This is a genomic window from Psychrobacter sp. TS_SC_6 (genome assembly GCF_056156305.1).
The window spans coordinates 389,619-401,228 of sequence record NZ_CM149590.1 but is presented as its reverse complement, the minus strand read 5'-3'; the positions used below and the strand labels follow the sequence as shown (position 1 = coordinate 401,228).

General features: G+C 43.9%; 10 protein-coding genes. 1 reads left to right on the top strand and 9 read right to left on the bottom strand.

Annotated features, from left to right (window positions below; genetic code table 11):
* Nucleotides 1-228 precede the first annotated feature (228 nt).
* From AC0J5Y_RS01735 to AC0J5Y_RS01695, 9 genes are all read right to left on the bottom strand, one after another.
* Nucleotides 229-2,433, bottom strand: a complete 2,205-nt coding sequence (locus tag AC0J5Y_RS01735) for a PhoX family protein (protein ID WP_475131257.1) — start codon at nucleotides 2,431-2,433, stop codon at nucleotides 229-231.
* Between the two features lie 256 nt (nucleotides 2,434-2,689).
* Nucleotides 2,690-3,406, bottom strand: coding sequence for a fumarylacetoacetate hydrolase family protein (locus AC0J5Y_RS01730; protein ID WP_475131256.1), 717 nt, complete (start codon nucleotides 3,404-3,406; stop codon nucleotides 2,690-2,692).
* Nucleotides 3,407-3,503: 97 nt separating this feature from the next.
* The gene (locus AC0J5Y_RS01725) at nucleotides 3,504-4,229 is read right to left on the bottom strand and encodes an ABC transporter permease (protein ID WP_475131255.1); all 726 of its coding nucleotides are present in this window, start codon (nucleotides 4,227-4,229) and stop codon (nucleotides 3,504-3,506) included.
* A 13-nt stretch (nucleotides 4,230-4,242) separates the two neighbouring features.
* Nucleotides 4,243-4,977 (bottom strand): ABC transporter permease, encoded by a 735-nt coding sequence (locus tag AC0J5Y_RS01720; protein ID WP_475131254.1) that lies wholly within the window; start codon nucleotides 4,975-4,977, stop codon nucleotides 4,243-4,245.
* Between the two features lie 436 nt (nucleotides 4,978-5,413).
* A complete protein-coding gene (locus tag AC0J5Y_RS01715; RefSeq protein WP_475132052.1) occupies nucleotides 5,414-6,232 on the bottom strand; it encodes an ABC transporter substrate-binding protein in 819 nt (272 codons plus the stop codon).
* A gap of 234 nt (nucleotides 6,233-6,466) precedes the next feature.
* The gene (locus AC0J5Y_RS01710) at nucleotides 6,467-7,390 is read right to left on the bottom strand and encodes a transporter substrate-binding domain-containing protein (RefSeq protein ID WP_475131253.1); all 924 of its coding nucleotides are present in this window, start codon (nucleotides 7,388-7,390) and stop codon (nucleotides 6,467-6,469) included.
* A gap of 86 nt (nucleotides 7,391-7,476) precedes the next feature.
* A complete protein-coding gene (locus AC0J5Y_RS01705) occupies nucleotides 7,477-8,277 on the bottom strand; it encodes a transporter substrate-binding domain-containing protein (protein WP_475131252.1) in 801 nt (266 codons plus the stop codon).
* A gap of 356 nt (nucleotides 8,278-8,633) precedes the next feature.
* Nucleotides 8,634-9,431: an ABC transporter ATP-binding protein gene (locus AC0J5Y_RS01700; RefSeq protein ID WP_475131251.1), complete on the bottom strand. Its 798-nt coding sequence runs from the start codon at nucleotides 9,429-9,431 to the stop codon at nucleotides 8,634-8,636.
* A gap of 171 nt (nucleotides 9,432-9,602) precedes the next feature.
* A complete protein-coding gene (locus AC0J5Y_RS01695; RefSeq protein ID WP_475131250.1) occupies nucleotides 9,603-9,929 on the bottom strand; it encodes a hypothetical protein in 327 nt (108 codons plus the stop codon).
* A gap of 356 nt (nucleotides 9,930-10,285) precedes the next feature.
* On the opposite strand from AC0J5Y_RS01695, the gene AC0J5Y_RS01690 reads away from it, so the two are divergent.
* The gene (locus tag AC0J5Y_RS01690; protein WP_475131249.1) at nucleotides 10,286-11,587 is read left to right on the top strand and encodes a glutamate-5-semialdehyde dehydrogenase; all 1,302 of its coding nucleotides are present in this window, start codon (nucleotides 10,286-10,288) and stop codon (nucleotides 11,585-11,587) included.
* The last annotated feature ends 23 nt before the right edge of the window (nucleotides 11,588-11,610 follow it).

Below are 11,610 nucleotides of genomic sequence, written 5' to 3'. Positions count from 1 at the left end.
TATTGACATATCAAACAGTTAAAGGAATTTTCCATACTATCCTGTAATGGTCATAAACAGAAGAGAATGATTTAACTATCAAGTATCTTTATTGTCAAAAAGACATGTAATTATTCAATATCAAAAATTGCACACTAGTAACTACCGCCTAAAACACAAAAATCCCAAAGCCATGACCTAGGATTTTTATGTTTGTTAAGACGCATCATTACTAATGCAGATGTCTATCTAGACAAAAGACTCTGCCAATATGACACCGCCATCTTCTTTAGTAATCATCACCGTCGCTGAGCGCGGTGTGCTACCACCAGCGACCGCACCCCAATTTTCTGGATGTTGAACGTTGATAAATAGGGTTTTAAAGTCAGGAGTCAAGACGATACCCGTCACTTCGCAGCCTTTAGGGCCAACAAAAAAGCGTTTGATATTGTCGTTACTGGCAGGCATACCGACGCGTGTTTGTTGTCCTGCTGAGGTAGTCACAGTTGTGCCATCGCTGACTTTACCTGGTAGTGCGGCCAGTAACATACAGCTGCTGGTATCAGTATAAGCGCCGTCATCCGTCTGAATCCACAGCACGCCACGTGGGTCGAAATACAGACCGTCAGGAGAAGAGAAGTCATTATTTTGACTCAATTGTGATAAATTTTCTGCTGATAAGTCATTGGGTGCGGCAAACAGATAAATGTCCCACTCAAAGCTTGTCGCTGCGTGATCACCGCCCGCTTCTGCCCAGCGAATGATATGACCATTTTCATTACCGCTTCGTTTGCCATTCTCCTGATAACTACGTGGGTTAGAGGCTGAAAGTGGTTGATCCTCTCTGACACCGCGATTGGTATTGTTGGTTAAGGTTATATATACCTCGCCTGTAATAGGGCTCACTGTTACCCATTCAGGACGGTCCATCTTAGTTGCCTTAACCTTATCAGCAGCAGCACGGGCAAAGACCAATACCTCATCTTGTCCATTGAAAGGAAGTACGCTATTAGAAGCGTCCAAGCCATTTTGACCATGGACGAGCGCTTTCCATTCGCCACTACCATCTTCATTGAAAATAGCAGCATATAGTGTGCCCTCATTTAGGTATTTGTCACCCGCTTTTAAACCACCACCGATATCACTGTTTGACCACATCGCTTTGGAAACAAACTTGTAGATATATTCGCCGCGAGCATCATCACCCATATAAAAGACCACGGGTTTGCCTTGTTCAACTGGTGCATAGGCACAGTTTTCATGAGCAAAACGTCCCAACGCTGTACGCTTTTGTGAAATAGATTTTGGGTCAAAAGGGTCAATCTCTGTGATATAACCAAAAGTATTGAAACCATTACGGTAATCGTCAGTGGCATCTGCCCCAACAGCGGTCATATCCCAGCGTGAAAACTCATCTGCTGTTGTGGCATCTTTGGCATCAGGAGTATGCCATAGATACTCCCAGCCAGGGAAATCCAGTTTTGCCCCGTAGCGCACCCGACCGTAGTTTTGCCCAGCGCTTAATTGACTGGCATCTTGGCCACGGGCAAATACGCCTAAAAAGTTTTCTTCGCAGGTCAAGTACGTGCCCCAAGGCGACAGTCCTGCGCCGCAGTTATTATTGATGCCGCGAGTCTGGTAGCCTGTCGGATCAAACTTGGTCTTCACCAAATCAGAGCCAGCAACAGGCCCTGTCAGCTGCGCGAGCGTACTACTGGTAACACGGCGATTATATTTGGAATTTAGCACCATCTCATAGCCCATGCCATCTGCTCGGCGGGTCATCTCAACCACCGAAACGCCATGACAGTTGACTTCACGGCGCACATCACTGGCAAGACGACGATTTTTAAAGATAGGCGCGGCATCAGCGTCTTGAATGACGTGATAACCAAATGGGCTTAACTCTTTACTGTTCACATATTCATGATTCATCACCAGCAGACCGTTATCTGCGGCTTTGACATCATAGGCATTGCCTTTTTTGCCAAAGAACCACATGCCATCATGATTGTCACCCATGCGCCACTCAAATGACTCTGCCGATTGCTCACGATTGTCTTTCCAATCCTCAATACCAGACATGAGTGGCATGCCTAGCGGTAAGATCATTTCCGCTTTATAGCCTTCTGCTACAGTCATCGTATCGGCAGTTGAGTGCGCCACTGCCTTGAACTTCAAAGTTTCAGGACGTTTTAAATCACCTTGTGCAGGGATCGCAGCATCATTGCCATTCTCTACAATAGGACTGCTATTATTGTCATCATCGTCACTACAACCAACCAACGGCAGCGCACCAAAAAACGCCGCCGCCGTCAATCCAGTGCCACCTTTTAAGATGCTACGGCGATTTAGACGACGACTAATGATGGTCTGAAAGTCAAGATTATTGGTTGGGTTTGAATCTTCAACGATTTCGTGAGCAAGTTCTTGCTTTTTATTTAATAATGTCATTGTCAGTCACCTTGCTGTTAGGCTGGATTGGCATAAAAGGTCTGGTTATGGCTATATAGCTCTAACCACCAGTGTACGAACTATGCCTAAGTCTAATGCCAGTTTGTGACAGTACGTTGACATTTTGAAATTGTGCTAACGAAAAGCGATACGAGGAGAAATGCGTTGACATAAAAAATCCCAAACGCTCATTGGAGACATTTAGGATTTTTGATCAGATTTGTTTGAAACCATAGGGTATTGAGAAGCTAGAAACTTATCGAACCTGTGCTTGCCACTCATGCTCACCCAACTTTAATGTCAGCTTATCATCTGCTTGCAATATACCAACGCCGCTTGGCGTACCAGTCATAATCACATCGCCTGCTTGTAAGCTAAAAACATGACTAATCTCTGCCAGTAACTCATAAACTGGAAATAACATCAAAGCGCTATCACCATCTTGTCGTAGTTCATCATTGATGATAAGTTGATATTGAACATGGCTAAAATCCCCAAACGCTTGTGGCTCAAGCCAATCCGCCAGTACACAAGCACCATCAAAACACTTAGCGCGCTCCCACGGATGGCCTTTTGCTTTGAGCTGACTTTGCAAGTCACGTAAAGTCAAATCAAGCCCCAACGTCACACCACCAATTGCCAGCTTTGCTTGTTCAGCAGTGGCCGCCGATAGATCCGCTGCCAGCTGAATACACAGCTCCGCTTCGTAATGGGTATCACCATATACCGCTGGATTGGGACGAACAATATCGTGGCGTACACTGACCACTGACGAGGCAGGCTTCATAAATAAGATGGGTGAATTGGGGATTTCATTTCCCAATTCGCGAGCGTGCTCAGCATAATTACGGCCAACGCAGACCACCTTGCCGATGGAAGCTCTGACACTATCATCAAAATTGGCGATACTCGCGTCATCCTTGACGCTGGCAGCAATTGTATCGACTAAGGATTTAGATGGTGATTGGCTCATACTAGGCGCTCACAACAAATGATTGATATTTTAAAAAGCGAAACATACTGCACTATTTATCACAACGTTTATAATAAGTTTTATTCATGACAATTCATTAACCGACGGTATGCGTAGTCACATCTGGTGGTACATAACTTGCGTGACGATTCATGCGCTTTTCAAACATTCTAAAGCTAAATAAAATCACCCACGACAATAACAGATAAACGATACCGGCAGCGAAGAACAGCTCCATTAAGGTATAGGTCCGCGCACTAATAGTACGAGCGACACCTGTGATGTCCATCAGCGCAATGGTTGACGCCAGCGCACTGCCTTTTAGCATAAAGATAACTTCATTACTGTATGCTGGAATCACAATACCAAAGGCACGAGGCAAAGTGATGCGCGTCAGCTTCTGCCACTTCGACATACCAATCGCGTCCGCAGCTTCCAGCTCGCCCACTGGAATCGTTTGAATCGCGCCGCGAATAATTTCTGCCAAATAAGCACTGGTATTTAGAGTAAAGGCAATGATAGCACACCAGTAAGCTTGGCTAAGAACTGGCTCCCATAAGAACGAATCACGTACCGCTTCGAACTGCCCAAGACCATAGTAAATCAAAAATATCTGTACCAGTAGCGGTGTACCACGGAAAAAGAAGATATACAGAAAAGGGAGTATCTGTACCAACCAGTTTTTTGACAGCCGTAACAGCGCCAAAACCAAACCAAAAAATAAGCCAATAATACCCGAGAACAAAACCAATTGTACGGTCAATACCGCGCCACCGAGTAAGTCTGGGATATGATCAAAAATAACCTGCCAATTCCAATCCATAGTATCTTCCCCTTTATCCTATGGTCGATTGACGGTGAGTGGTTTGACGACTGAGCTTTTTAGCATAACGCGCCGCCGGATTGGCACGCCATTCAAGCCACATCATAAAACCAGTAATCAGCATGGTCAAACCTAAATAAATTATTGCCGCTGCCATATAAAAGGTAAATGGCTGCTGTGTTGATTGCGCGGCGCGCGAGGACTGGTACATGATATCTTTGAGACCTACAACCGACACCAGCGCCGTATCTTTAAGCAAAACCAAAAATAGATTACCCAAACCTGGCAATGCAATCTGCCATACTTGCGGTAATGTTATGCGATAAAAAGTCTGAAAAGGACGCATACCAATCGCCTGCGCCGCTTCTCGCTGCCCTATAGGAATCTCTTGAATCGACATACGGAAGATTTCAGTCGCATAAGCACCAAAAGCGATAGACAGTGCCATCACGCCGCCCCAAAAAGCGCTAATCTCGACATAGTTGTTATAGCCGAACTTCTTGAGGATGCTCATTAGCAGTATAGAGCCGCCATAGTAGATAAACAGTACCAATAACAGCTCAGGAATACCGCGCATCGTGGCGGTATAGACAGTCGCAATTTTGCGTAGCAGCCAGATATTAGACAGCTTTGCTGTGGCACCGAGCAAACCTAAGAACATGCCGATGATTAGACTGGTCATGGCAAGCTGTATGGTGACGGTAGCGCCGCTCAATAAAAGCGCGCCAAATCCTTGTAAGTCAAACACGATTATCCACTCAGTCTCTTTATATTAGCAAATTGCAAAATATGAGTTAAAAAAATCAGCATCAATAGCTGAATACAGTTAATAAACGTACTTTAGATCTAATAAATATGAGTCATGTGCGTCATATACTGACGCTAGATTGATACGATTATTTTCGCGATACTTGACACAGTAGAAATGAGCGCTGATTTTATCATATTCATTCGCCGCTATGTTAATACTGACGTGTAAAAGCACCGCCTAAATAGACATTTATCTCTTTAAAAATTTGATAATTTGGTCAAATAACAGCAAATCTGCTGGTTGATAATGCCCACAATAATAGCGTGACTGTAAATCAGGACGCAAGAAAAAGGACATCACCATAATGGCGATGTCCTCATGCTTATTAACACAATATGAATGCAGTCGTGAAAACAGACATACTACTGAGCCTTTACTGTGTAGCACTATCTATAGCTGGTGCTTCTGTTAGTGTCGCACTTGCTGGCACAGCAAAATATTGTTGATTGATCTTATCATAAGTACCATTGGCTTTAATATTGCTCAATGAGGTATTAATTTTTGCTTGTAGAGCTTTATCATTCGGACGGATGGCAATCGCAAAGTTATCATTGATATCAATCTCCGCGCCTTTCAACACATAATTGCTACCGGACGTCGAGCTGAGCCATTCAATCGCTGGCAGTTTATCCGATATCATGGCATCGACGCGACCGGCACCCAAGTCTAAAAATGCATTACTCAATGTATCATATAGCTTCATATCCGCTTTTGGATAAGTATTTTCTAACCACTGTGATGAGATAGTGGACCGCTGAGCGGCGATAGAGTTGGCATTGATATCAGTTACCTTAGCAGGGTCAAAAGTGCTATCTTTTTTGGCCAAAAACACTAGCGCATTGCTAAAATACGGATCCGTAAAAGCTACTTGTTGAGCACGCTCAGGGGTGACCGACATCGCAGCGACAATAGCATCATATTTACCAGCCTTGAGACCGGGGATGATACCGTCCCAATCTTGCGCCATAATCTCACAAGTTACTTGCATATCTGCACAGATAGCATTAGCAATTTCAATATCAAAACCGCCAAGCGTGCCATCTGCATTGGTATAGTTGAAAGGTGCATACGCCCCTTCAGTAGCAATACGCAATACCTCACCTGTCGCCGCTGTATCTTGAGTGACCGTATCATTCGCATCATCCTGACCATTACTACAACCTGTCAACGCCAAAAGCATCGACACCGCCATTACAGGTACTGAAAAACGGTGTGCCTTTGCCTCATTACTGACTGTGTTATTAGTGATTGTACGGTATTGGTCAAAAGATTGGTTCATGATCGTCCTTGGTGTTTACCTGTGAAAATAAAGCCCATCGCTTTGGTTGGGGCGTGTAGTTTAGGTTGATCTTGTTACTTTAATTAACGGCTATAGATAAATACCCATAGCCGTTAATCCCATCGTTTACAGCAATAAACTGTACTATCAGTTAGTGGCTGTTTCTGCTTGCTCTTCTGTGGTGCTGACGGCATCACCTTCAACTGCCACGACTTCTTTTACGTCAGTGGTTGCCACGGCTTTTTGCGCAGCAGTGGTTGAGCTGGTACCAAAATAGCTACCCGTGATTTGATCATAAGTGCCATTGTCTTTTAGCTCAGCCAAGGCTTTATTAAATTTGGCAACCAATGGATCACCTTTACGGAAAGCGATACCCATCGCATCATCATTGGTGCTGATTTCTTGACCTTTGACTTCATAGTCTTTACCAGCTTCTGTTTTTAGCCAGTCAATACCAGTCACTTTATCAGACATCATTGCCCGCACACGACCTGACGTTAGATCTAGATACGCATTGTCTTGGGTATCATAAAGTTTGATATCAGCATCAGCATGTTTATCTTGTAGATATTGCGAGGCAACGGTCGAACGCTGTGAGGCAATTGGCTGACCTTTTAGAGCGTCAACACTAACATCGTCGCCTTTTTTACCGATTAAGATAATGCCGCTATGAAAATAAGGTTCGCTAAATTCGACCACTTCTTTGCGCTCAGGGGTGATTGACATACCAGCGATGGCAGCATCAAACTTCTGCGCATTTAAGCCTGGAATCAAGCCATCCCAATCCTGGGAGATCACTTCGCATTTGGCTTTCATTTGCGCACATAGTGCATCAACCAATTCAATCTCATAGCCGATTAACTTGCCATCAGCATCGGTATAACTAAAAGGTTTATAGCTTGATTCTGTCGCGATTTTGATATTTAAAGGCGTATCAGTTGCAGCAGCTGTTTCAGTGCTTTCTGTCGGTGCAGAGCTGTTGTTACAGCCAGCTAGCATCAGCATGGCAGCGCTTAGTGGCGCTAACCACAAGGCTTTTTTGGTGATTGACGAGGTCATTGAAATGATCATAGTGGTTATTCCTTAATATATTTATCAGCCGTATATATATCCGCCACTTAAGACGGATATAAACAATCGACGCTAATGATTACCGATTATTGACCAAAGTTTTGCTGCTCAAGACGGGCAAGCTCACCGTTACTGCGAATTTCACTCAGCGCTTTATTAAAGTCTTCTTTGATGGCATCGCCTTTACGGACGGCAATCGCAATATTGTCATCATTGTCAATCTCATCACCCACGATACCGAAGCCTTCAGGGTTGTCTGCTAACCATGATTTTGCTGATACTTTTTCAGCCAATACGACATCACTACGACCAGACTTTAGGTCCAAATAAGCATTGTCATAATTGTCATAAAGCTTAACGGTATTGCCGTCTTTGCCTTCATAATTGTCTTGTAAATAAGCACCCGGTGTCGTCGAACGTTGACCACCAAGCGTCAGATTTTTGATGACTTTAGGATCAAAGCTACCTTTGGTATCGGTCAGCCAAACCATCGTATTGGCAAAGTAAGGCTCGCTGAAATCGACTTTTTCTTGACGTTCAGCGGTAATAGACATACCAGCGATAACAGCATCGTATTTTTGCGCCAATAAACCCGGAATAATACCGTCCCAATCTTGAGCGACAATTTCACATTTGGCTTGCATCTGCTCACATAGAGCATTGGCAACATCGATATCGAAACCTGCCAAACTGCCATCGGCATTGGTATAGTTAAAAGGAGGGTATGCACCTTCAGTCGCAATACGAATGGTCTTGCCAGCGGTTCCTGTTGCCGGTGCATCTGCATTGGTATCAGCAGCGTCATTGGCAGGCTGACTACAAGCACCTAATATGAGCGCGGCAGTAACGGTCATCGATGACCACAATAGGCGAGAATTCGACATCATACATTCCTTAAATTCTGATGGATTTTTAAGATGATTTTTAATCTCTAATTTTTAATACAGCGTTCTGAAATATTTTCTCTGACGTCCCTGCCAGATAAGTCGCTCAGATTCAGGCAACTGGATATTCAAGCTGTGAGATATTTAGGCTGTGAGATATTTAGATATATGGATAAGTGCTATGCATACCCGCTCACAGGTCTTTTGATAATACCTGAGTGGAATATCAAAAACAAACGTTTTGCATACTGACTGTGATTATTGAGTAATAAAAGTATGAATAGACTTACTGATGTGCAATCTTAGCGTTTTAAACAATGATTGCTAAGATTGCCATTCTACTAGATTGAAGCAATGGATCAATTTTGACGATGTGAGGCCATAAAATCTTTGACGCGTTCAGACTTAGGGTTATCAAAGACTTGTTCAGGTGTACCAATCTCTTCAATAACGCCTTGGTGTAAAAACACCACTTTACTGGAAACGTCACGAGCAAAACGCATCTCATGGGTCACAATCAACATCGTGCGTCCCTCTGCTGCTAGCTCGCGCATAACGGCAAGCACCTCATTGACCAGCTCAGGGTCCAAAGCAGAAGTCGGTTCATCAAATAATAATACCTGTGGCTGCATAGCAAGAGCACGTGCAATAGCAACACGCTGACGCTGACCACCAGACAAATTGGCAGGATAAGCGTCTTTTTTATCGAGCAAACCCACTTTATCAAGCAGCTTCTCAGCATCGCTAATGGCTTGGTCTTTTTTTATTTTTAAGACTTGTATTGGCCCCTCGATGATATTGTCAATAATCGTTTTATGTGGCCATAGATTGAAATTCTGAAAGACAAAACCCACGCGTGCGCGCAAGTGTTCTAGCTGTTTGATATCAGCCGCTTGCAATTCGCCTGACTTAGCTGGCTTTAGCATCAGCTCATCTTTACCGATGATGATGCGACCTTGATTGGGCTTTTCAAGCAAATTGATACAGCGCAGCAAGGTCGACTTACCTGAGCCAGACGAGCCTAAAATAGAGATAACATCGCCATCATAGGCAGTTAGAGATACGCCTTTCAGTACGGCCAATGAGCCGAAACTTTTATGGATATCTTGTAAATCTAAAGCGATAGGTCGAGTCGGATTATTTGCAGTATCAAGCATGGTTTAGCAGACTTCCAATAAATATGAATGAAAACATGACGTAAGAGGGCGCTTAGAATTAAAAAGCGTTTGGCAATAAATTACATTTATAAAATAAGGCCCATAATATACAGTCAATTATGGGCCTTATTTTATCATCTTAATAGCGTGAGCGCTGTTTTATCTGCTACATTAGTAGCTTGAGATATGCTCTTCGCTTTCAGTACCGTCCATCATCTCTGCATCATCCGCAGTTGCTACGGCCACATCATCCGTGGTCTTGACAGCCATATCATTATCAGCGGTTGCTACCGCAACATCATCAGCACTGCCGGCAGTAGCCACACCCGTTGCTTCATCTTCTACTGCAGTCTGCGCATCGACTACTGGCGCGGTCTCTACCGGTGGCTCGTCTTTTTTACCACAAGCACTTAGCGTCAATGCCGCTGCAACCAATCCAACGCCCAACCAGTTTTTGTAAGCGCCAGATTTTTGAATTTGTTGTTGATCAATGGTCATGTTTATTCTCCAATATTTTTATTTACTATCATTAATTTCTACTATGAATAGTTATCATGTGGCCGAGCGAATTTAAAAATAGCGTATTAAAGCTAAAACAAAACTCTTGCTGCTTAGCGCTCACTATACAGACGATGCATAGAGACTACCTTAGTAATTGCAGTCTATTTCTGTTAAAAATACGTAACCATCAATTCAATGCTCAATCATGACTCTATATAGAAAGACAAACGACTTCTATTCAAAAAATCGGCTTTACTATCGACCTAATCTCCTCTATGTTAAATAGCAGAGTGCCATTAGAGCACTAATGAACCCTGATTGTTCTCTATTTATAACTATAAGGAAGAATTTTTATGAGTCAAACCAATACTATAGACATAACTGCCTATATGCAAAATGTCGGTAAAGAGGCGCGCGCCGCATCCAGAGCACTGGCTGCTGCCAATACGGGCGATAAAAACGCCGCACTGATGGCGATTCACGATGTATTAAAGAACGCTAAGCAAGATATCTTAGCCGCCAATACAGTTGATATGGACAATGGAAAAAAGAACGACCTAGATGCTGCGCTGCTTGATCGCCTGGAGTTAAATGACGCCCGCTTTGATGGCATGTTACAAGGTCTAAAAGACGTTGCGGCATTGCCTGACCCTATTGGAGAGGTTACAGACATGAGATATCGTCCGTCGGGTATTCATCTGGGCAAAATGCGCGTGCCACTTGGTGTGGTCGGTATGATTTATGAGTCGCGTCCTAACGTTACCCTTGAAGCCGCTTCTTTGGCACTAAAATCAGGTAACGCCATTATCCTACGTGGCGGTTCTGAAGCATTTGAGTCCAATCAAGCAATTGCCAAATGTATTTTAGAAGGACTAAAAAACGTTGGTATGTCTGAGTATAGTGTCCAAGTACTAGAGACCACTGATCGTGCTGCTGTCGGTGAGCTTATCACCATGACAGAGTATGTCGATGTCATCGTACCACGCGGCGGTAAAGGACTGATTGAGCGTATCAGCCACGATGCACGCGTGCCTGTGATCAAACATCTAGATGGTAACTGTCATACCTTTATCGATAGTGATGCTGATCCCAAGATTGCCATTGACGTGAGTGTCAATGCCAAAACCCATCGCTATGGGACTTGTAATACCATGGAAACCTTGTTGGTCGATGAAGCCATCGCTGATGAGCTGTTACCAAAAATTGCCGAAGCCATCGTTGAAGCCGATAATGCGATGCAACTACGCCTTGATGATAAAGCGCAGGCTATTTTAAGTGATAATGCCATTCTTAAAGGTCATCTCTCAGCTGCCACCGCTGAAGACTGGGATACCGAATATCTTGCCCCTATCCTCGCGATTAAAATCTTATCAGGCTTAGACGAAGCAATTGAGCATATCAACACCCATGGCAGTCATCATACCGATGTCATCATTACGGATAACTATACCAAGTCGCAGCGATTTATTCGCGAGGTTGACTCGGCAAGCGTGATGATCAATGCTTCTAGCCGTTTTGCTGATGGTTTTGAATACGGTCTTGGTGCCGAAATTGGCATCTCAACCGACAAGATTCACGCGCGTGGACCAGTCGGACTTGAAGGTTTGACTTCACAAAAGTGGATTGTTTATGGTCATGGCGAAACGCGTGCCTAATTTATTACGTCTTCACTACAATC